Raw genomic sequence first — 20,407 nt, 5'->3', positions numbered from 1 at the left:
AAGCTAACCACGAAGTTCTGGAGGATATATGGACAACAAAATGTTTTATAACTGCATCCAAGCTTGCTCTAACTGCGCCCTTGTGTGTGAAAGCTGCGCGTCTGCTTGCCTACGCGAAGAGAACGTCCGAGCCATGGCACGCTGCATTGAACTCGACAGAGATTGCGCTGACGTTTGTGCTCTAGCCGCTAGACTCATGAGTCGACAGAGTGAGTTATCGAAAGACTTCTGCGCACTGTGTGCAAAGATTTGCCGGGCCTGCGGCGAAGAGTGTGCCAAGCATCAGATGGATCACTGCCAAGAGTGCGCGAAGGCTTGTATGGAATGTGCTGAGGAATGTGAACGCATGGCTGCGTAGTCGAACTCGCTGCCTTTGCCAAGGCAATATCAGGCCTTGGCAGAGCAGCAATTATCCTTTAAAAAATCAGCCGTTATTGATGCCAACCGGCACGCCTCGGTATTCTACAGTATGAATGACGCCATCGGGGGTGCGGATCTTTATTTCATATGGCCGTACGCGACCATCAGAGCGGCCCATAACTCTCTTGCCCTTATAATTTACGCTTAAAACCTTACCGTCCTTAAGAAGTTGCTTTAGAACCTGCTTGCCATCAGCCGCCGAATAATCATGTCGCATCTGCGATTCTTGGCCAGTTTCAGTCGCCACCGCCAAAGAGGCGGCCATTGTTAGAGCGAGAACAGTGAGTGCTTTCCGCAGGATCTTCATGATTAACACCTCTGGGTAATTGATGCCTAAATCTTAAAGGCACCACCCTTACGGCATGCTGTTTCGCTTGTTACAAATTCGTAAGTTAACTAATTATCGATATAGGAACCATTTCTTGGCGGAATGCCCAGGTGTCTGCCGCAAGCTTACAATAATGTAATTCTTGGGTCAGGCGGCTGTCAGCCCGTCAGGGATACCCTATATAAAATACCCCCGCGTGTGCGTAGACAGGTTTAACAGGAGCGGTAATGTCTCAGGCCAATCAGCCACATCCCACACTTCAGACCCCATCGGATCGTGACCCTGTTTGTGGCATGACGGTCAAATCCGACAGTCCGCACCAGACCAGCCACGCCGGCCAACAACTGCTCTTCTGCAGCCAACGCTGTCTGGAAAAATTCAATGCCGAGCCAAGCAGATATTTGGATGCTGGGGATGCTCACGGCGAGACGCCGACCGTCGATCACGGCGCCGAATACACCTGCCCGATGCACCCGGAAATACTGCAGATCGGCCCAGGCACATGCCCCAAATGCGGCATGGCCCTGGAGCCGGTCATGCCCGAACTGGAAGAAGAGGACAACCCGGAGCTCAGAGACTTTTCTCGACGCTTCTGGTGGACGTTGCCGTTGACCGTGATTGTCACTGTATTGGCAATGGGTGAGCACGCTATCTCGCTGTTTCACGGCGCCACGCAGAACTGGGTCGAACTGGCGCTAGCCACCCCGGTGGCGCTCTGGGCCGGCTGGCCCTTCTACGTGCGCTGCGTGCAATCGTTCATCAACCGCAGCCCGAACATGTGGACGCTGATCGGCCTCGGAACCTCCGCCGCCTACCTGTACAGCCTGATCGCCACCCTGGCGCCCGGCGTATTCCCCGACCACTTCATGCAGGGTGAACGCATCGGCGTGTACTTCGAGGCGGCAGCGGTAATCATCTCGCTGACTCTGCTCGGCCAAATCCTGGAACTCAAGGCGCGCTCGCAGACCTCGGCGGCGATCAGATCGCTGCTCGGTCTGGCGCCCAAGACCGCCCGGCGCATCAACGCCGATGGCAGCGAAGAGGACATTCCCCTCACCCACGTGCACAGCGGCGACAAGCTGCGGGTGCGCCCAGGCGAAAAAGTGCCGGTTGATGGCATGGTGGTGGAAGGCGAAAGCGCGGTGGACGAGTCGATGCTGACCGGCGAGCCGGTGCCGATCATGAAACGCGCCGGTGATAGCCTGATCGGCGCTACCCTCAACAGCCACGGCAGCTTGGTGATGCAGGCACAAAAGGTCGGCAGCTCGACCGTGCTTGCGCAGATCGTGCAGATGGTAGCCCAAGCGCAGCGCTCCAAGGCGCCAATGCAGCGGCTGGCCGACGTCATTGCCGGGCGTTTCGTGCTGGCGGTCATCGCCATCGCTGCTCTGACCTTTGTCGTATGGGGCCTGTGGGGGCCGGAACCGAGCTGGGTGTTCGGTCTGATCAACGCAGTCGCGGTACTGATCATTGCCTGCCCCTGCGCCCTGGGCCTGGCCACGCCGATGTCGGTGATGGTCGCCACCGGCAAAGCGGCCGGCAGCGGCGTGCTGTTCCGCGATGCTGCCGCGATAGAAAACCTGCGCAAGATCGACACTCTGATCGTCGATAAGACCGGCACCCTCACCGAAGGCCGCCCTGCTTTCCACAGCGTCGAGGCGGCGCCCGGCTTCACGCGGGACGAGGTGCTGCGACTGGCCGCCAGCCTGGATCAGGGCAGCGAACATCCCCTGGCACACGCCATCGTCGATCATGCCCGTGCCCAGGGCCTTGCGCTGAGCACGCCTGAAACCTTCGAATCGGCCTCCGGCATCGGCGTGCGTGGCAAGGTTGACGGCCGCGACTTGCAGTTGGGCAACACCGCGCTGATGAATGATGCCGGCGTGGATGCCAGCCCGCTCAAGGGGCATGCCGAACAGCTGCGCGGCGAAGGCGTGAGCATCATGTTCCTGGCCGTGGACAACGTACTGGCCGGTCTGCTGGCGGTTTCCGACCCGATCAAACCGACCTCAAAACTGGCGATCCAGCGCCTGCAGGCAGACGGCATACGGGTGATCATGGCCACCGGCGATGGCCTGACGACTGCCCGTGCCGTAGCCCGCGAACTGGGTATCGAGGAGGTGCACGGCGAGGTCAAGCCGCAGGACAAGGAACGCCTGACCGCCTCGCTGCAACAGCAAGGGCACCGCGTGGCCATGGCCGGCGACGGCATCAACGACGCCCCGGCCCTGGCGCGCGCCGATATCGGCATTGCCATGGGCACCGGCACCGATGTGGCGATGAACAGCGCCCAGGTCACGCTGGTCAAGGGCGACCTGCTCGGCATCCTGCGCGCGCGCAGCCTGTCGGTGGCCACCGTGCGCAACATGCACCAGAACCTGACCTTCGCCTTTCTTTACAACGCTCTGGGCATTCCTTTGGCAGCCGGCCTGCTCTACCCGCTGACCGGCCTCCTGCTGTCACCAATAATCGCAGCGCTGGCGATGAGCATGAGCTCCGCTTCGGTGGTGTTCAACGCCTTGAGACTGCGCAAGGTATCAATCGACTGAAACTCTTGACCTTGCCACCTTGGCAAGGTTGAGAATTGCCTCAACCCCAGCAGCAACCTCGCAAGGAGATTGTCATGAGCACCGTTGAATTGAGTGTCAAAGGCATGAGCTGCGGCTCATGCGTCCTGCATGTCACCGAGGCGCTCAACGCAGTTGAAGGCGTCACCGAGGTCGACGTCGATCTGCAAGCGGCCAGTGTGCGGGTCAGCGCTGAGTGCGACAGCGATGTGCTTGTCGCCGCCCTAGGTGATGCTGGATACCCCGCCCAACTGAGCAGTCCGGCGGCCTCATCGAGCCCCGCCAGGAAAACCGGATGCGGTGGCAGCGGTGGCTGCTGTTGCAAGTGAGCAAACCATTGGAAACAGGTTTTTTATGTCCAGAACACTGACTACCGCGGCGCTCGCCGCCCTGCTGCTAAGTGGCGCCGCCCAGGCCGCGCAACCCCTGATCATTGATGTGCACCGCGACGCCAACTGTGGGTGCTGCAAGGACTGGATTACCTACCTGGAGAACAACGGCTTCGAAGTCCGCGATCACGTCGAACGCAACATGAACACGGTCAAGCAAGACCTCGGCGTGAAACCGCGTCTGGCTTCCTGCCATACAGGCGTGATCGATGGAAAGTTCGTTGAAGGCCACGTGCCCGTTGCGCAGATTTTGGAGCTTCGCAAGCGCCCTGACCTGCTGGGCATCGCCGTGCCAGGCATGCCGGCTGGCTCACCAGGCATGGAGTATGGCGACGTCAAACATCCCTACCAGGTGATCGGGATAACTCGCACTGGCCGAGAAAAGGTCATTGCCAATTATCCGCTGGAACAAGCCCCGAATTAATAGCAGCTCGCCGGGCGGGCTGGTACTGGCTGGCATCCTGCGATGCACTGAATCGCAGCGGAGACCATCCCCAGCCCGCACTTCAAAAAGCCCGGCTCCGTTAACAAGCTGAAATTCACCTCCTTTTCGTTATTAGCCCGCGAGATGGTCATGTCCCGCCTCCTGCTGTGTCTGCTGCTGCTACTGCTTACCTTGCCAGCCAACGCCGAGATATTTGATTCTTCGCGTCCTCAGTCGGCTCTGTTCGGCACTCCGCTGAATAACAGCCAGGATTTCCTTCCGGTAGACAGGGCCTTCCGCCTCGACCTGTTGGAAGCCGGTAAGGACAGCGTCCGCCTGCGCTTCATAAATGCCGAGGGTTATTACCTCTATAAACATCGCTTCGCATTCACCAGCGACCACCCGCAAGTGTCAATCGGCACCCCGCAATGGCCCGCGGCCGAACCGAAAACCGATGAATTTTTTGGCGATGTCGAGGTGTTCTACGGCGTTACCGACTTGCTGCTACCCGTTAATAACCCTCAGAACACACCGTTCACCTTACAGGTGAGCTATCAGGGCTGCGCTGATCTGGGGCTGTGCTATCCGCCAGAGATTCGCAGCTTCGAGGTAGGTGATCCCCCCCTCATTGCAGCCCTGCAACAAGGGGTCGCCATTGACTGGCGTAGTCTGGCGCTGTTCTTCCTGGCGGGCTTGGGCCTGACTTTCACACCCTGCGTGCTACCGATGCTGCCAATTCTGTCTGGCGTGGTATTACGCGGACAACTCGGCGGAACGCGTGGATTACGCCTATCGCTTGCCTACGTACTCCCCATGGCTGCCAGCTTCGCCCTGCTTGGTGCGCTAATGGGCATGTTCGGCGCTGGCCTCAACCTACAAGCGCGCCTGCAGTCACCGTGGCTGTTGGTGCCCTTTGCGATGTTCTTCACTGTTTTCGCTCTGGCCATGTTCGGCGTATTCGAGTTGCGCATGCCGCGCTTTATCACCGAACGACTAGATCTCCTAGCCGGCCAGGCCCGCGGGGGTTCAATGTTGGGCGCCGCCACGCTCGGCGTACTGTCGAGCCTGCTGGTTTCGCCCTGTGTGACTGCCCCTCTGGTCGGCGCACTGCTCTACATAAGCACCACCGGCGACGCACTGGGTGGCGGCCTTAAGCTGTTTGCCCTCGGGTTGGGCATGGGCGCGCCGTTGGTATTGTTCGCCATCGGCGGCGGAGCATTGCTACCCAAGTCTGGCACCTGGATGGTCGGTGTGCGCAAAGCTTTCGGCGTGATGCTGCTGGCTGTCTCTGTATGGCTGCTAGAACGCGTGCTACCCGCTCCAGTGACTTTGGCCTTGTGGGGCCTTTTGGCAGTTGGCAGCGCGATTTGGCTCGGTGCCTTGGAGTTCACCCTCAAGTCCGGCCGGCAAAGGCTCGCCCAACTACTCGGTGTGGCACTACTGGTCTACGGTGTCAGCGCCTGGCTCGGCGCTTTGCAAGGTCAATCCGATCCGCTGCGACCGCTGGGTCAGCTGGACGCCAAAGCCGTACTTCCGAGCGGCGCTAACGCCGGCTGGCAGACCGTGGATACACCAGCTGCTCTGGATGCCGCTCTGCTGTCAGCAAAAAATGCCGACCAACCACTGCTATTGGATTGGTACGCCGACTGGTGCATCAGTTGCAAAGTAATTGAACGAGAAGTGCTGGCAGCACCCGCCGTGCGTGAGCAACTGACCGGTTACCGACTGGTGCGCTTCGACATAACGCGTAGCGATGCCGAGCAACGCGCCCTGCTCGACCGCTACCAGCTGTTCGGCCCACCGGCACTGCAGTTATTCGCTCCCAATGGCGAAGAATGGCAAGATCTCCGTACTGTTGGCGAAACCGACGCTGAGAGTTTCGTCAAACGCCTGCACCAAGCCAACGGCCGAATCTAGATTAGCCCCTCCACTTCTGGAGGGGCGTGTTCTACCCCTGGCTGGCCAGCAGGCTAACGGAAATGCAATCGCCGCTACAGCCTACTGTCATCAGAGCAGCCGGCGGTGCCGGCCCAACATTCCACACCGCAACAACTGAAATCTAAGCTCTAGCCACCATCGACAGGCGCTCAATAGGCCCACCAACTGACGACACCAGAACTAGCGACTTACCATCATCAACAGGCTCGACGGACATTTCCGCACCTTGGTCCAGCAGCCGCATACCATCGAAGCGGATAGTAAGGTGCGTACTGGCCGTTTCTACCTTGTTCTGCTCTAACAAATCGAGCCGATCGGCCCAGTCTTGCATCATTTTCCGGCGGGGCTCCACATACAATGCGTGATTGTAAGTGGCGCTGACCTTGTTGGGATCAGCGTGCGAGAGTTGGGCATCCACCCAATTCTTGGGGTAACCGAACTCGTTGAGGGCCGTGGAGAGCGTGGCACGGATGCCGTGACCGGTGAGCAAATCCTTATAGCCCATACGCTTGATCGCGCCGTTCAGCGTGTTCTCGCTAATGCGCATTCTCAGCTCGCTTCGGTGTGCAAGCAGATAGCGCTGGGCTGGCTTGGTCTGCTCCAGCAGATAGCGAACGATCTCGATGGCCTGGACCGATAACGGCACGACATAGGGCGGAATATCCTGCGGCCGCTGCCCCCGCTTGCGCATGCCATTCTGCAGTTGCTTGACTACCTCGGGAGGAATGATCCACAAGCCGCGCTCAAGATCGAATTGATCAGGGGTCGCCAGTCGCAGCTCACCAGTACGCACACCCGTCAGCAACAGCAGGCGAATACCAAGTTGTGTGGTGATCCTGCCTCTATAACTGCGTAGCTTGTTCAGCAGACTGGGCAGTTCAGGCAGCCGCAGGAAGGGATTATTGACCACCGGTGGTTTGGGGACAGCCACGACATCCAGATCCGATGCGGGATTGCTTTGCAGCCCCGCGACTTTCACCATCGCAAAGCGGAACAACTGCCTGAGCCAGGTGCGCACTTTCTCGGCGGTGGTAAATGCCCTGCGCTGCTCGATACTAGCAAGCACGTCCAACAGGTCGGGACGGCAAATGTCGAAGATGGATACGGCGCCTAACGCGGGCAACACGTCCTTATCGAAGATACGCTGGATCTGCGAGAGGGTACTTTGCCTGCCCTCCTTGAGTTCCAGCTTGCGGTGCCCAAGCCACTGCAGATAAACCACCTTGAAGCTGTTCTCCGTCGCGAAACGGACAGCTCGAAGTTTTTGCTTACGATCAATCTTGGGATTGACGCCTTTCGCTACTAGGGCGCGGGCCTCATCGCGTAACGCACGCGCTTCCCGAAGGCTGACCTTCGGATAGGTGCCCAGCGACATTCGTTTCTGTTTGGTAGCCCAGTAATATCTGAAGTGCCAAGACTTACCGCCAGCGGCAGATACCGCCAGAGAAAGGCCGTCGAAGTCTGTGAGGGTATAGTCTTTGCCAGTCGCCCGAGCCTGCCGGACAGTGACGTCTGTGAGCGCCATGGTATAGCTCCTGAACATAGGTCAGGGCTAGATGCTTGTCTCGCAGGCCACGCTCCTCCAGCAACAATCCGGAAACCACGCACCCCGCAAAGATGGACTTAAAAATGGACTTAAAAGCCCTGGCTGGGGACGGATTCCAGTAGATTTCGCTGGAACGAAAAAAGGGCCCTAAGGCCCTTTTTCAATGACTTACAGACTTCAATAGACGTCTATAGATCATAATTTGGAGCGGGAAACGAGACTCGAACTCGCGACCCCGACCTTGGCAAGGTCGTGCTCTACCAACTGAGCTATTCCCGCAATACATTTACAACAATAATGGCGTCCCCTAGGGGACTCGAACCCCTGTTACCGCCGTGAAAGGGCGGTGTCCTAGGCCACTAGACGAAGGGGACGTTGCCCGGAAACTACAACTTCTTTCCGACTTGCAGCTTTCACGCTGTGCTTCACGCTGCAAGTGGCGCGCATTCTAGGGAGGACTTGGATGGTCGTCAAGCACCAACTAAAACTTTTTCAATCAATGACTTTCATCGCCCGCATTGCGCTATCAGCTTGCCATCCAACCCACTACACTCAGGAAAAAACCACCACCCCCAAGAGGTGCGCCCAGTGTCCCCGGTTCTGATTGCAGGATTGGTCCTCGCAGGCTTGTTCATGCTGATCCTGATTGGCTTCATCAATCAGATCGTGGAGAAGAACAATCTGGAGAAGGCGCGCGCACGGGCCGAGCTCAACAATCGCATGCGACGTTGCGCTGACCTTTCCGACTCCTTTCCCGGCCAGATGATGAGCCCTGCACTCAAGCTGATGCTGACTCGGCTTGAACTGCATGCAGGCGAGCGCCTGCTTGCGCTGGAGAAGAAAAACCAGAACCTGGCCACTCGCGTCGATTCGCTGCGTGACACGGTCGCCATGGGCGATGCGATCCCCGTGCCGAACACGCCCGTGAAGATTCTTGCCGAAGCCCAGGCCAAAGCTGTTCGCCTCCTGCTGGAAGACCTGCACGCGCAAGTGATCTGGGCCAACAAACAGGGCCAGCTGGACACGGCTTCCGCCAAACGCTGGGTGGGGGAAATCCAGCGCATGATGGTGTTCCTGCATATCGAATACTTCAATAACCTCGGCAGGCAGGCACTGCAGCAAGGCAATGCGCACAAGGCGCGCCTGGCTTTCGAACGGGGCATCCAGCATGTGCGCAAGCAGCCGGACAAGGCCAGTTTCCAGCCGCAGCTCAAACAGCTCGAAGCCCACTACGCCCACGCCAGCCAGCTCGAACAAACGCAACAGAAACCCCGCCTTGAAGAAACCAGCGAGCTGGTCGAAGGTCTGAAGGACCTCGAAAGCGAAGACGACTGGAAGAAAAACAATATCTACTGAGCCACACCCCCGGAGAAAGCCATGTCCCTAACCCTGTTTGGCGCTCAGCTGTCGCCCTTCGTCCGCAAGGTACGCCTGTGCCTGCTGGAAAAATCGCTGGATTATCGGCTCGAAGTGGTCATGCCGTTCACACCCCCCGAGTGGTATCTGCAACTCAATCCCCTCGGGCGCATTCCGGCGCTCAAGGATGGCGAGCTTTCCCTCGCCGATTCCAGCGTGATCTGTCAGTACCTGGAGGAAGCCTACGCAGACACCACTCGGCTGTATGGCAATGATGCGCCGCAGCGCGCACAGATACGCTGGCTGGAGAAATATGCCGACTACGAACTCGCGCCACTGACGACCTTCGGCATCTTTCGCAATCGCATCCTCAAGCCCAGCATGGGCCACACCTGCAATGAAGACGGCGTGCAGGCAGCCCTGAATGAAAAGCTGCCACCACACTTCGACTACCTTGAGCGGCAATTGGGACAGAACGACTATTTCGTCGGCTCACAGCTGTCGCTGGCCGATATCGCCATCACCTGCCAGCTGATCAACCTGGAACACGGCGCAGAGCAGGTCGATGCCAGCCGCTGGCCGGCCCTGGCAGCGCATTTCGCCCGCATGAAGACACTCGCCTCGGTTGCCAGCCTGCTGCCCGAAGAGCAGCGCATGAATGCCAAACTCATCGAGATGGGCAAGCGCGTGCAACAGCCGGGCTAGGGCCTGTTGACGCTACAGGCTGAGCATTTGATCTGTCTGGACATGTCATGACGCTGCTGCGCCTGCGGATCGCCGGATTACGCCTTCGGCTAATTCGACCTACGGGGAACAGCGTCCGGCGCCTGCCCCTACGGCTCGTGACGGAACGGCAACAGACGAACGCCTACCCACTGCCGCGCAAACTGGTAGGCGCAGCGTCCGTTGCGGTTGCCGCGTGCGGTGGCCCAGCGGATCGCATCCTTCTCCAGCGCCTCATTCCAGTCCCAGTCGAGCCCGGCCTGCCCGGCCAGCGAATCGATCCAGTGACGCACCACGTTCAGGTAATGCTCCTGACTGAAGGGATAGAACGAAAGCCAGAGACCGAAGCGATCGGACAGGGCGATCTTGTCTTCCACCGCTTCGTTGGGATGCAGCTCACCATCGATCATTTGCCAGTTTTCGTTATCGCTCTGGCGTTCCGGCACCAGATGCCGGCGATTGGAGGTTGCATACAGCAGTACGTTTTCCGGCGCCCGCTCCAGGGAGCCATCCAGCACGCTCTTCAGCACGCGGTAGTCGCCCTCGCCCGCCTCGAATGACAGGTCGTCACAGAACACCACAAAATACTGCGGCTGCCCGGCCAGCAGCTCGACCACTTTCGGCAGATCGGCCAGATGGTCGCGCTCGATCTCGATCAGGCGCAGACCCGCCGGCGCATGCTCAGCCAGCAAGGCGCGGATCAACGATGACTTGCCGGTACCGCGCGCGCCCCAGAGCAGAACGTGATTGGCCGGCAACCCGGATACGAATTGCCGCGTGTTGTTCGACAGAAGCTCACGTTGCCGGTCGATGCCGATCAGATCGTCCAGAGCCAGATCCAGCGTCACTTCCAGCGGCTGCAGGTAGCCACTCTGCCCTTCCCTGTGCCAGCGCGCAGCCAGGCTTTGGCTCCAGTCCACCGGCGTGCGCAGCGCAGGCAACAAGGGCTCCAGCCGGCTCATCAGCATGTCGGCACGCTGCAAAAAGGCCTTCAGTTCGACATCCATTCAAGCACTCCAGAACTTCTCGACTACAAACAAGAGCGGCAAAAAACCTCGAACGAGGCACCGCGACGACCATGGTACGCAGGCTTACAGATGGGCCTCTATGGATTTCGCCAGGGTTTCCGGCGCTGTTCGCGAAGCGAAACGCTCGATGGAGCGCCCTTCATCGGCGATCAGAAACTTGGTGAAATTCCATTTGATCGCCTTGCTGCCCAGCACTCCCGGTGCGCGCTTCTTCAGCTGCACGAACAGGGGATGGGCATCACCGCCATTGACCTGGACCTTGGCGAACAGCGGAAAGCTGACACCGTAGTTGCGCTCGCAGAAGGCGGCAATCTGCTGCTCATCACCGGGTTCCTGCCCGCCAAACTGATCGCAGGGAAAGCCCAGCACCACCAGCCCCTGCGATCCATAGCGTTTCCACAGTGCTTCCAGCCCCTTGTATTGCGGGGTAAAACCGCACTGGCTGGCGGTGTTGACCACCAGCAGCACCCTGGCGTCGAATTCGGCCAGTGTCTTTTCCTGGCCATCGATGGCCAGGCAGGGAATATCGAACAGTGGATCGCGCATCGGTGATGCCCCTTTGATGCCGCGCAGGCCGTTCAGGCGTCGCGCGGCTTGTGGTTTAGGGAAGCCGAATTGATGCAGTAGCGCAGGCCGGTAGGTGCCGGACCATCGGGAAAGACATGCCCCAGATGTGCGTCGCAGCGCGAACATTTGACTTCGATCCGATGCATGCCATGACTGAAGTCATCCACGCTGGCAATGGCACTCTCGCTCACCGGCTGAAAATAGCTCGGCCAGCCACAGCCGGAGCTGAACTTGGCATCCGAGTCGAACAATGGCTCGTCGCAGCAGGCGCAATGATAAAGACCGGGTGCCTTGGTGTCGTTGTACTTGCCGCTAAACGGGCGCTCGGTCGCACCCAGCCGGCAGACTTGAAACTGCTCATCCGACAGCTCGGCACGCCAGGCTTCGAGGGGTTTCTCAAGCTTTTCCATCGGTACACCTCATGAACTCAAAAAAGGCGGATCTGTACCTTTTCCGGTGATCGGGCCGCACGTATCATGCCTCGTTCTCAGACGCCTAGTCTGGCAGTGGAGTTTCAGGCTGCCAAGGCGGCAGATTCACGTCAAACGTTGCCAGCCTTCTGGCCATGGCACGTCCTTACTTCGGGACACTCAGGATCATGCAGGTCAGCAAATCGAACAAGCTCGCCAATGTCTGCTACGACATTCGCGGGCCGGTGCTCAAGCACGCCAAACGCCTGGAAGAGGAAGGCCATCGCATCCTCAAGCTGAATATCGGCAACCCGGCGCCGTTCGGTTTCGAGGCCCCGGAGGAAATCCTCCAGGACGTGATCCGCAACCTGCCGACCGCCCAGGGCTACAGCGACTCCAAGGGTCTGTTCAGCGCCCGCAAGGCCATCATGCAGTACTACCAGCAGAAGCAGGTGGAAGGCGTGACCATCGAGGACATCTATCTCGGCAACGGCGTGTCCGAGCTGATCGTGATGTCCATGCAGGCGCTGCTCAACAATGGCGACGAGGTGCTGATTCCCGCGCCGGACTATCCCCTGTGGACCGCCGCCGTGAGCCTGTCCGGCGGCAAGCCGGTGCACTACCTGTGCGACGAACAGGCCAACTGGTGGCCCGATCTGGACGACATCAGGGCCAAGATCACGCCGAACACCAAGGCGCTGGTGCTGATCAACCCGAACAATCCTACCGGCGCGGTCTATTCCAAAGAAGTGCTGGAGGGCATGGTCGAACTGGCGCGCCAGCACAAGCTGGTACTGTTCTCCGACGAGATCTACGACAAGATTCTCTACGACGACGCCGTGCACATCTGCACCGCTTCCCTGGCGCCGGACGTGCTTTGCCTGACCTTCAACGGCCTGTCCAAATCCTACCGGGTCGCCGGTTTCCGCTCCGGCTGGGTCGTCATTACCGGGCCGAAGCACAAGGCCAAAAGCTATATCGAAGGCCTGGATATCCTGGCCAACATGCGCCTGTGCGCCAACGTGCCGGCACAGCATGCGATCCAGACCGCGCTGGGCGGCTATCAGAGCATCAACGACCTGGTGCTGCCGCCGGGGCGCCTGCTCGAACAGCGCAACCGCACCTGGGAGCTGCTCAACGACATTCCGGGCGTCAGTTGCGTGAAGCCGATGGGGGCGCTCTATGCCTTCCCGCGCATCGACCCGAAGGTCTGCCCGATCCACAACGACGAGAAGTTCGTACTGGACCTGCTGCTCTCCGAGAAGCTGCTGATCGTTCAGGGCACCGCCTTCAACTGGCCCTGGCCCGACCATTTCCGCGTCGTCACCTTGCCGCGCGTGGATGATCTGGAGCAGGCCATCGGCCGCATCGGCAACTTCCTTGGCTCTTACAGTCAGTAACAGGCAGCAGGATCTGCGGGTCGATGACACAGGCGACATAGCTTGAAATAGTCGCCTGGTTGAATAGCGCCGACCCGCACCTTATATAGCCTAACGTTCTTTACTGTTCCCTTGGAGTTTGCCGCAACATGATGCGCATTTTCTTGTTCCTGGCCACCAACCTCGCCGTGCTGGTCGTCGCAGGTATTACCCTGAAGCTGCTCGGGGTGGACCGCTTCACAGGCCAGAACCACGGCAGCCTGCTGGTCTTCTGCGCCGTGTTCGGCTTCGCCGGCTCACTGATATCGCTGTTCATCTCCAAATGGATGGCGAAGATGAGCACCCGCACCGAGATCATCAGCCAGCCACGCACGCGCCATGAACAGTGGCTGCTGCAGACCGTCGAACAGCTTTCCCGCGATGCCGGCATCAAGATGCCGGAAGTGGGCATCTTCCCCGCCCACGAGGCCAACGCCTTCGCCACCGGCTGGAACAAGAACGATGCCCTGGTCGCCGTGAGCCAGGGCCTGCTTGAGCGCTTCTCCCCGGATGAAGTCAAAGCCGTACTGGCCCATGAAATTGGTCACGTAGCCAACGGTGACATGGTCACCCTGGCGCTGATCCAGGGCGTGGTGAACACCTTCGTGATGTTCTTCGCGCGCATCTTCGGCAACTTCGTCGACAAGGCGATCCTGAAGAACGAAGGCGGCCACGGCATCGGCTATTTCGTCGCCACCATCTTTGCCGAACTGGTACTGGGCATTCTCGCCAGCATCGTGGTCATGTGGTTCTCGCGCAAACGCGAATTCCGTGCCGACGAAGCCGGCGCACAACTGGCTGGTACCAGCGCGATGATTGCCGCATTGCAGCGCCTACGCGCCGAGCAGGGCGTACCGTCAGAGATGCCGGACACCCTCACCGCCTTCGGCATCAAGGGCAGCCTGAAGAATGGCCTGGCCGGCCTGCTGATGACCCACCCGCCGCTGGAAGACCGCATCGAGGCCCTGCGCCAGCGCGGCTGATCAGCGAAAGCCGGACACGAAAAGCCCAGCCATCAGGCTGGGCTTTTTCATAGCTCACACAACCTACGGAGCGAGGTACTAGCGCCGCATCAGCCGATAGCAGTTCTGGTCCATTCGCGTCAGGCCGCGCTGCAGGAACTTCTCATCGAGGGCGCTCGCCCGCTCAAGTAGCGAGATATCCCAGCAACTCCCCATGGATGCCTGGATCTCCGCGTCGCTTACCGCAAAAGGCGGGCCTTCCATCTGCGCCTGCAGGTAATCCAGCACGACCAGCAAGCCCGTACAGCCCGGCGCAAGGATAGTCGACAGATGCTCGGTATAACGCTGGCGCATCGACACCGGTAAGGCGATCAGCGCCGCCCGGTCATAAAGCCCCTGGCAACCGGCGACGTCCTCAGTGGTGAGCGCGAAGAAATCGCCGCAACGGAGTTCCAACGAGCCGGAACGATAGACCTTGAACGCACCCTGTTGCTCGATCCGGACAGCCAGATCCTGCTCAGCGAAGAAATCCTCGACTGCCTTTTCGCTCAATTCGACGCCCAGCACCTCGAAACCCTGCTCGACCAGCCAGGCCATATCCAGGCTTTTACCACAGAGCGGCACCAGCACTTTCGTGCCAGCTGCCAGCTGCAATCCCGGCCAGTGGTGGCGCAGCAGCGGGTTGACCTCCCCCAGATGAAAGCCGATTTCGTTTCGTGCCCAACGCTGGTGCCAGAACGCTTCGTGCACTCTTCAGATCCTCATAGCCATGCCTGCCGAAGCGTATCAGAACCCGCCGGCACCCTGCTCACTCGCCCTGTAGCATGGCCTCGATATCCATGCCCGCATCGCGCATCTGAGCCAGTTTGTAGCGCAGGGTGCGCGCACTGATACCCAGGCGATCAGCCGTCTCCTTGCGGCGCCCACGCTCGCTGCGCAAGGTTTCCAGAATCAGCTCGAACTCGCGTCGGCGAAGATCATCGCCCAGCGCACCGCCACCATCGGAGTGTGTCGGCGCGATGGTTTCCGGCTCCGCCGAGGACTCAGATGTAGCGCTGCCGCCTGCTGGCGAAGCAAAACCAGCCGTTGCGTTCAAACATAGGTCCTCTGGGCGGATCAATCCGCCTTGCTGCAGGATCAGGGCTCGCTGAATGGCGTTATCCAGCTCGCGGACATTGCCGGGCCAAGCATGCCTGAGCAGGTATTGACGCGCCTCGCCGGATAGTCTTGCGGCAGGTTGGCGCATCTTGGTCGCGTGGCTTGCCAATAGCCGTTCGGCCAGCGGCACGATATCCGCCGGGCGATCACGCAGGGGCGCCCAGGCGAGCGGGAACACCGAGACACGGTAGAAAAGATCTTCACGAAAGCGCCCACCACGCACCTCCTCGGCCAGGTCGCGGTTGGTGGTGGCAATGATGCGGATATCCAGCGCCACCGGCTTGCGCGCACCGACACGCTCAACCTCGCGCTCCTGCAAGACACGCAACAGCTTGGCCTGCAGTGCCAGCGGCATTTCGGAAATCTCGTCGAGCAGCAGGGTGCCCCCTTCGGCCAGCTCGAACTTGCCCGGCTGGCTGGCGATGGCGCCGGTAAATGCTCCTTTTTCATGACCGAAGAGTGTGGCTTCAAGCATGTTGTCCGGGATCGCCGCGCAGTTGATTGCCACGAAGGGCTTGCTGGCGCGGGGCGACTGCTGGTGGATATAACGCGCCAACACTTCCTTGCCGGTACCCGATTCGCCAGAAATCAACACCGTGGAATCGCTTTGCGCCACGCGCGCCGCCAGCGCCAGCAGCTGCTGGCTGGTCGCCTCCTGGGCCACCGGACCTTCACCCGGCGCGCCGGGCTGGCCGCAGGCATGCCGTGCGATCAGCTCAAGCAGCACCTTCGGCTCGAACGGCTTGACCAGATAGTCCACCGCTCCCTGGCGCATCGCTTCGACAGCCCGCTCGACCGCACCGTAGGCCGTCATCAGCAAGACCGGCAGCTGTGGGTAGCGCTGACGTATGAGTACCTGCAACGCATGGCCATCCATGCCTGGCATGTTCACATCGCTGATCACCAGCCCGAAGGTATCGGCCTGCAATGCCAGCACCGCCGACTCCGCGCTATCGACCGCCTGGTAGGCAAAGCCTGCAAGCTCCAGGGTATCGCTCAGGGCTTCGCGCAGGGCAAGGTCATCTTCGACCAGCAGGATCTTCACAGTCATCGACTCTGCTCCGCAAGCAGCGGCAAGCGCAGGGTGGCGCAGGTACCCCGGCCTGGCCGGGAGCGCAGTGTCAGGGTGCCCGAATGGGCGCGGGCAATGGATTTGACCACTGCCAGGCCCAGTCCGGTGCCGGTCGCCCTGGTGGTGAAGAAGGGTTCACCGAGGCGCGTCAGGGTCGTGGCCTCGATGCCAACGCCGTTGTCGCTGACGCTGATATGCATGACCGAATCCCGTGCATAAACATGTATTTTCAAACGCGGCTCATCAGCACTGGCCTGCAATGCATTCTCGATCAGATTGAGCAGCGCCCCGACCAGCATGTCGCGATTGCACAGCAATGCGCCGCCCCGCACGTCGCACTGCCAGCGAACCACAACACCCTGCAAGCGGGTCTCAGCCGCCGCACGCAATGCAGCCAGGAGCTGCGCCGGTGTCAGGCGATTCTCAATAGGCAGGTCGCCGCGAGCGAACACCAGCATATCGCGCACCTGATGTTCCAGCTCATTCAGACGATCCTTCAGGCGGCCAGCAAAACGCTGCTGCTGCTCGTCGCTCAACCCACCCTGCTCCAGATGGCTGGCATACAGCAGGGCCGAGGACAAAGGCGTGCGGATCTGATGCGCCAGCGAGGCCACCATGCGCCCCAGTGACGACAGGCGCTCATGACGCGCCAATTGCTCCTGCAGACGTCGTGTTTCGGTCAGGTCAGTCAGCAGGACCAGCTGTCCCGGTTCGCCATTCAGTGAGCGCGTGGCAATCGACACGCGGCGCCCATCCTTCAGGGAAACCTCATGCCCATCATCCTTGCGCGGAGCGAAGCTGCGAGCGATCACCTCACGCCAGAGCCGCCCTTCAAGGGGCTCGCCGAGCAAGTCCAGGGCCACCGGATTGGCTTCGCGAACCACACCCTGACCATCGATGACGATGACACCACCCGGCAGCAGGTCCAGCAGGCTCTGCAGCCGATTGGCCAGGCGCTCCTTCTCGTCGAACTCGCGCAGGCGCTGCGCGCTGGCTTCGGCGAGCTGCCCTTTCAATTCGGACATACGCGCCTGCAGCAGCTCCTGCGAGTCTTCCAGGCGCCCCGACAGATGAGAGAAACGTTCGAGCGACTGCTCAAGCTCGGCGCTGGCACAAGGCTCGGCAGAATGCGAAATGACAGCGGAGGGAGAAAACACTGAAGTCACTGGCACATGTCCGTCAAAAGATGGTCGGTCAAGTGGTTGTTCAGTGACAGCGAGCAAGGATCATGCCCGGCAATGCATGCGCGGGAACGGGCTGAAACCGCACCGCCTTGCAGCAGCGCGGCGGCGCATCAGTCGTCGGCGTCTTCGTCGCGACGGTTCATACCGTACTTGCGCATCTTCTCGACGAGGGTCGTCCGGCGAATGCGCAGGCGTTCGGCAGCCCGTGCGACAACGCCACCGGCATCGTCCAGCGCCTGCTGGATCAGGCCCTGCTCAAGGTTGGCCAGATAATCCTTCAGATCGAGCCCCTCGATAGGCAGCATGGCCTGCGCATCGCTGATAACCACAGGCGCATTGATGGCCGCACGCTCTTCCATTTCGGTGTGCAGGCTGGCGGCGTACTGTTCGTCATCGTCATCGACATGGCGGAATTTCTTTGGCAGCTCCATCACGCCGATGACCCCGTAGGGGTGCATGATGGCCATGCGCTCGACGAGATTGGCCAGTTCCCGCACGTTACCCGGCCAGTCATGGCGACACAGAGACATGATGGCGGCGGAATTGAAACGGATCGAACCGCGTTTTTCGTGCTCCATGCGCGAAATGAGCTCGTTCATCAACAGCGGTATATCTTCTATACGCTCGCGCAGCGGGGCCATTTCAATGGGAAAGACATTGAGCCGGTAGTAAAGATCTTCGCGGAAACTGCCTTCCACGATCATCTTTTCCAGGTTTTTATGGGTTGCCGCGATAATCCGTACGTCAGCGTTCTGTGTACGATTGCTGCCTATCCGTTCGAAGGTACGCTCCTGCAATACGCGCAACAGCTTGACCTGCATCGGCAAGGGCATGTCGCCGATTTCATCGAGGAACAGCGTACCGCCCTCAGCCAGCTCGAAGCGGCCGGCGCGGGAAGTGATCGCCCCGGTAAAGGCACCCTTCTCGTGACCGAACAGCTCGCTTTCCAGCAGCTCAGCCGGGATCGCGCCGCAATTGACGGGAACGAAGGGGCCGCTGCGCCGCTTGGAATGGTAATGGAGGTTTCGTGCGACCACTTCCTTGCCGGTACCGGACTCGCCAAGGATCAGCACGCTCGCCTCGGTATCGGCGACCTGCTGCATCATCTGCCGGACATGCTGCACGGCGCGACTAGTGCCTACCAGGCTGCGAAACAGGTTGGTCTCGCGCTGACGCCCGCGCGCCCGGGCCTGGTCATACACCTCGCGATAGACCTGGGCACGGTGCAGGGAATCGAGCAACTTGTTGTAACTGGGTGGCATTTCCAGGCTGGCCAGCACTTGCCGACGGATATCTTCCGGCCACTCCGCCGGGACAGGCTCACCGATCAGAAGAAGCGGCAGGTTCTCATCCCATTTTCCGAGCTGCTTGAGCAGCTCCGCCACACCACCCTTTGTCGAAACAGCACCGAGCATGACCCCAAGTACACTTCGGCTCGACTCAAGCGAATCCACCACTTTTCGCCAATCATCGCTGGTACAAGCCAGATGATCTTCGCCCAGAAAATTGAGGATGACCGCCAAATCACGCCGACGATCCTTATCGTCGTCTATCAACAAAATTTTGGTTTCACGCCACATCTTGTTTATAGGCTCTAGAGGCTGGGAAGAAATACTGAATGCGCATCGAGAGAAACGAGGCGTCACCGGCAGATAGCCACTAGTTAATTAAAAAAATCGCGCGGAGTCAAATTTATGACGTGATTTAACGACTAAAGAACAACCTTCTTTTCCTGCCCCCTGCTTCATGCACTGCGACAGGCCGGAAGCAAGTAATAGGCAACTAAACGACCCTGTATCGAAGATAAAGGAAGTTAAATGCTTTTCAGCGAAAAAAGCTGCCTGATTGCCAAAGATTCCAGATAGCAGATTGCATAAGCGTTAAGCGAAAATGACGAGATGCAGGCTCAGGAGGAAGGAAAATTTTCAGGGCCTGCTTAAACTGACGAGCGGTGCTGCTTTGAAACAGAATGCGTCATGGCATCAACCGAAAAGTTTATAAACTTTTGCACCATGCCGAGAATGATTGAGCTGGATCAACTCTCCCGTCGCACGATTCTGCTCTGCCTGGCAGGCACCCACCAACTCGCGATAGATAATGGTCAGTTCTTGCAAGTGCCGACGGATCGCCGATTCGTCTTCGCGGGGCTCACTCATCGCAGCTTCGACAACCTGACGACACTGGGTATCCAGAACGCTGATCGCTGTCCAGTCCTGCTGCACCATCGCATCGCGCAGCGCGTGACCGGTTTCCTCGAGACGTTTGACTGATGCATTCATGAATCCGCTCCCCGTACGCAGCCGAGCCCTTACAGTCTGTTGATGGCACTCTTGTGCACCTGAAGTCTGTATCGGCAATTGCTGGCAGGCCTTTAGCGGACCATTGCAAAACTGGCTGCGTTTTTCAACGACCTCCGGTTTCAACCGACTGGACAAACAGAGCCGGACTTCCCGAATGGGGCTACGAATGGGCCGCCTGCAAGGATCTCAATGCAGTTGCCGAAGCCCGGTCGGAACGCTGGGTGTGGCAACCGGTTCCCACGGTCCTTCCGGACGACCTGCGCTATACCAGTCACCCTCCCAGCGGTAATACAGGCGTTCGCGGTAGTACAGGTTCCGCCCTTCCACGACATAGACACTCAGACGGTTGTCCCAGTGCGCGGCGGCATGCGGCGGCGGCGCGTAACGTGGATGGCTTTTTTGCGTGGCAGGAGGCTTCGGTGCGGAGGGCGTGCGCACCGGAGGCGGCTTGGCGGCAGGCTCACGAGGCACATCCGTTGCAGGCGGGGCCGGTCTGGGGGCCGGCTCGGAGCGCTGATAGGGGCTACCGGCACAGGCCGCCAGCAGCAGCGCCAGCGTCATTGCAGCACCCACTTTGAGCAGGCTTTCAGCCTGCCTGTAAACCGAATGCGTCATCG

The 20,407-nt window shown here is 59.7% G+C and carries 19 protein-coding genes, 2 tRNA genes and 1 pseudogene; 9 read left to right on the top strand and 13 right to left on the bottom strand.

What is annotated here, in order from left to right:
• Positions 1-28 precede the first annotated feature (28 nt).
• On the top strand, positions 29-358 hold the full coding sequence (locus ACYCFC_RS02840; RefSeq protein ID WP_102819551.1) for a four-helix bundle copper-binding protein: 330 nt from the start codon (positions 29-31) through the stop codon (positions 356-358).
• 66 nt (positions 359-424) lie between these two features.
• On the opposite strand, the gene ACYCFC_RS02835 is transcribed toward ACYCFC_RS02840, so the two are convergent.
• Positions 425-727 (bottom strand): hypothetical protein, encoded by a 303-nt coding sequence (locus tag ACYCFC_RS02835; RefSeq protein WP_080564989.1) that lies wholly within the window; start codon positions 725-727, stop codon positions 425-427.
• A gap of 248 nt (positions 728-975) precedes the next feature.
• Between ACYCFC_RS02835 and ACYCFC_RS02830 the strand changes: the two genes are divergently transcribed.
• The 4 genes from ACYCFC_RS02830 to ACYCFC_RS02815 all read left to right on the top strand — a co-directional run bounded on the left by ACYCFC_RS02830 (position 976) and on the right by ACYCFC_RS02815 (position 6,045).
• Positions 976-3,297 carry a heavy metal translocating P-type ATPase gene (locus ACYCFC_RS02830; protein ID WP_301636663.1) on the top strand — a complete coding sequence of 774 codons (2,322 nt, stop codon included), beginning with the start codon at positions 976-978 and terminating at the stop codon, positions 3,295-3,297.
• 74 nt (positions 3,298-3,371) lie between these two features.
• Entirely contained in the window at positions 3,372-3,644 is a 273-nt protein-coding gene (locus ACYCFC_RS02825; protein WP_003280450.1) for a heavy-metal-associated domain-containing protein, read from the top strand.
• 25 nt (positions 3,645-3,669) lie between these two features.
• A complete protein-coding gene (locus ACYCFC_RS02820; protein ID WP_003280447.1) occupies positions 3,670-4,128 on the top strand; it encodes a DUF411 domain-containing protein in 459 nt (152 codons plus the stop codon).
• A gap of 150 nt (positions 4,129-4,278) precedes the next feature.
• On the top strand, positions 4,279-6,045 hold the full coding sequence (locus ACYCFC_RS02815; RefSeq protein ID WP_003280442.1) for a protein-disulfide reductase DsbD: 1,767 nt from the start codon (positions 4,279-4,281) through the stop codon (positions 6,043-6,045).
• Between the two features lie 279 nt (positions 6,046-6,324).
• On the opposite strand, the pseudogene ACYCFC_RS02810 reads toward ACYCFC_RS02815, so the two are convergent.
• From ACYCFC_RS02810 to ACYCFC_RS02800, 3 genes and pseudogenes are all read right to left on the bottom strand, one after another.
• Positions 6,325-7,591 (bottom strand): annotated as a pseudogene (locus tag ACYCFC_RS02810) (tyrosine-type recombinase/integrase); the annotation flags it as partial.
• Between the two features lie 224 nt (positions 7,592-7,815).
• A tRNA-Gly gene (locus tag ACYCFC_RS02805) sits at positions 7,816-7,891 on the bottom strand.
• A 19-nt stretch (positions 7,892-7,910) separates the two neighbouring features.
• Positions 7,911-7,986 (bottom strand) — tRNA-Glu (locus tag ACYCFC_RS02800).
• A gap of 214 nt (positions 7,987-8,200) precedes the next feature.
• On the opposite strand from ACYCFC_RS02800, the gene ACYCFC_RS02795 reads away from it, so the two are divergent.
• Entirely contained in the window at positions 8,201-8,968 is a 768-nt protein-coding gene (locus ACYCFC_RS02795; RefSeq protein WP_459653097.1) for a hypothetical protein, read from the top strand.
• A 21-nt stretch (positions 8,969-8,989) separates the two neighbouring features.
• The gene (locus ACYCFC_RS02790) at positions 8,990-9,673 is read left to right on the top strand and encodes a glutathione S-transferase family protein (protein WP_459653096.1); all 684 of its coding nucleotides are present in this window, start codon (positions 8,990-8,992) and stop codon (positions 9,671-9,673) included.
• 128 nt (positions 9,674-9,801) lie between these two features.
• Here the strand turns inward: ACYCFC_RS02790 and ACYCFC_RS02785 are convergent, their stop codons facing one another.
• The 3 genes from ACYCFC_RS02785 to msrB all read right to left on the bottom strand — a co-directional run bounded on the left by ACYCFC_RS02785 (position 9,802) and on the right by msrB (position 11,696).
• Complete coding sequence (locus ACYCFC_RS02785; RefSeq protein WP_459653095.1) at positions 9,802-10,698, bottom strand: ATP-binding protein; 897 nt, start codon at positions 10,696-10,698, stop codon at positions 9,802-9,804.
• A gap of 84 nt (positions 10,699-10,782) precedes the next feature.
• Positions 10,783-11,265, bottom strand: a complete 483-nt coding sequence (locus ACYCFC_RS02780) for a glutathione peroxidase (RefSeq protein ID WP_459653094.1) — start codon at positions 11,263-11,265, stop codon at positions 10,783-10,785.
• A gap of 32 nt (positions 11,266-11,297) precedes the next feature.
• Positions 11,298-11,696 (bottom strand): peptide-methionine (R)-S-oxide reductase MsrB, encoded by a 399-nt coding sequence (msrB, locus tag ACYCFC_RS02775; RefSeq protein WP_459653093.1) that lies wholly within the window; start codon positions 11,694-11,696, stop codon positions 11,298-11,300.
• Positions 11,697-11,884: 188 nt separating this feature from the next.
• Here msrB and ACYCFC_RS02770 point away from each other — a divergent pair, with 188 nt between their 5' ends.
• On the top strand, positions 11,885-13,096 hold the full coding sequence (locus ACYCFC_RS02770; RefSeq protein WP_181082439.1) for a pyridoxal phosphate-dependent aminotransferase: 1,212 nt from the start codon (positions 11,885-11,887) through the stop codon (positions 13,094-13,096).
• A 128-nt stretch (positions 13,097-13,224) separates the two neighbouring features.
• Complete coding sequence (gene htpX / locus ACYCFC_RS02765; protein ID WP_459653092.1) at positions 13,225-14,097, top strand: protease HtpX; 873 nt, start codon at positions 13,225-13,227, stop codon at positions 14,095-14,097.
• Between the two features lie 78 nt (positions 14,098-14,175).
• On the opposite strand, the gene ACYCFC_RS02760 is transcribed toward htpX, so the two are convergent.
• The 6 genes from ACYCFC_RS02760 to ACYCFC_RS02735 form a co-directional block, all read right to left on the bottom strand.
• Positions 14,176-14,826, bottom strand: a complete 651-nt coding sequence (locus ACYCFC_RS02760) for a thiopurine S-methyltransferase (RefSeq protein WP_459653091.1) — start codon at positions 14,824-14,826, stop codon at positions 14,176-14,178.
• A gap of 58 nt (positions 14,827-14,884) precedes the next feature.
• Positions 14,885-16,285 (bottom strand): sigma-54-dependent transcriptional regulator, encoded by a 1,401-nt coding sequence (locus ACYCFC_RS02755; RefSeq protein WP_459653090.1) that lies wholly within the window; start codon positions 16,283-16,285, stop codon positions 14,885-14,887.
• On the bottom strand, positions 16,282-17,463 hold the full coding sequence (locus ACYCFC_RS02750; protein WP_459653945.1) for a sensor histidine kinase: 1,182 nt from the start codon (positions 17,461-17,463) through the stop codon (positions 16,282-16,284). The genes ACYCFC_RS02755 and ACYCFC_RS02750 overlap by 4 nt, the downstream gene beginning before the upstream one ends.
• Positions 17,464-17,600: 137 nt before the next feature.
• Positions 17,601-19,070, bottom strand: coding sequence for a sigma-54 dependent transcriptional regulator (locus ACYCFC_RS02745; RefSeq protein ID WP_181082297.1), 1,470 nt, complete (start codon positions 19,068-19,070; stop codon positions 17,601-17,603).
• A gap of 402 nt (positions 19,071-19,472) precedes the next feature.
• The gene (locus tag ACYCFC_RS02740; RefSeq protein WP_181082298.1) at positions 19,473-19,769 is read right to left on the bottom strand and encodes a flagellar protein FliT; all 297 of its coding nucleotides are present in this window, start codon (positions 19,767-19,769) and stop codon (positions 19,473-19,475) included.
• Positions 19,770-19,976: 207 nt separating this feature from the next.
• Positions 19,977-20,405, bottom strand: a complete 429-nt coding sequence (locus ACYCFC_RS02735) for a hypothetical protein (RefSeq protein WP_459653089.1) — start codon at positions 20,403-20,405, stop codon at positions 19,977-19,979.
• Between the last annotated feature and the right edge of the window lie 2 nt (positions 20,406-20,407).

The organism is Stutzerimonas sp. NM35, from assembly GCF_054604355.1.
Note: the sequence above shows the minus strand (reverse complement) of the source record. Positions and strands in the feature narration are given on the sequence as shown.

Coding starts and splice junctions, on each gene's coding strand:
- ACYCFC_RS02840 (WP_102819551.1), top strand. CDS start 29: ATGGACAACAAAATGTTTTATAACTGCATCCAAGCTTGCTCTAACTGC.
- ACYCFC_RS02835 (WP_080564989.1), bottom strand. CDS start 727: ATGAAGATCCTGCGGAAAGCACTCACTGTTCTCGCTCTAACAATGGCC.
- ACYCFC_RS02830 (WP_301636663.1), top strand. CDS start 976: ATGTCTCAGGCCAATCAGCCACATCCCACACTTCAGACCCCATCGGAT.
- ACYCFC_RS02825 (WP_003280450.1), top strand. CDS start 3,372: ATGAGCACCGTTGAATTGAGTGTCAAAGGCATGAGCTGCGGCTCATGC.
- ACYCFC_RS02820 (WP_003280447.1), top strand. CDS start 3,670: ATGTCCAGAACACTGACTACCGCGGCGCTCGCCGCCCTGCTGCTAAGT.
- ACYCFC_RS02815 (WP_003280442.1), top strand. CDS start 4,279: ATGTCCCGCCTCCTGCTGTGTCTGCTGCTGCTACTGCTTACCTTGCCA.
- ACYCFC_RS02790 (WP_459653096.1), top strand. CDS start 8,990: ATGTCCCTAACCCTGTTTGGCGCTCAGCTGTCGCCCTTCGTCCGCAAG.
- ACYCFC_RS02785 (WP_459653095.1), bottom strand. CDS start 10,698: ATGGATGTCGAACTGAAGGCCTTTTTGCAGCGTGCCGACATGCTGATG.
- ACYCFC_RS02780 (WP_459653094.1), bottom strand. CDS start 11,265: ATGCGCGATCCACTGTTCGATATTCCCTGCCTGGCCATCGATGGCCAG.
- msrB (WP_459653093.1), bottom strand. CDS start 11,696: ATGGAAAAGCTTGAGAAACCCCTCGAAGCCTGGCGTGCCGAGCTGTCG.
- ACYCFC_RS02770 (WP_181082439.1), top strand. CDS start 11,885: ATGCAGGTCAGCAAATCGAACAAGCTCGCCAATGTCTGCTACGACATT.
- htpX (WP_459653092.1), top strand. CDS start 13,225: ATGATGCGCATTTTCTTGTTCCTGGCCACCAACCTCGCCGTGCTGGTC.
- ACYCFC_RS02755 (WP_459653090.1), bottom strand. CDS start 16,285: ATGACTGTGAAGATCCTGCTGGTCGAAGATGACCTTGCCCTGCGCGAA.
- ACYCFC_RS02745 (WP_181082297.1), bottom strand. CDS start 19,070: ATGTGGCGTGAAACCAAAATTTTGTTGATAGACGACGATAAGGATCGT.
- ACYCFC_RS02740 (WP_181082298.1), bottom strand. CDS start 19,769: ATGAATGCATCAGTCAAACGTCTCGAGGAAACCGGTCACGCGCTGCGC.
- ACYCFC_RS02735 (WP_459653089.1), bottom strand. CDS start 20,405: ATGACGCATTCGGTTTACAGGCAGGCTGAAAGCCTGCTCAAAGTGGGT.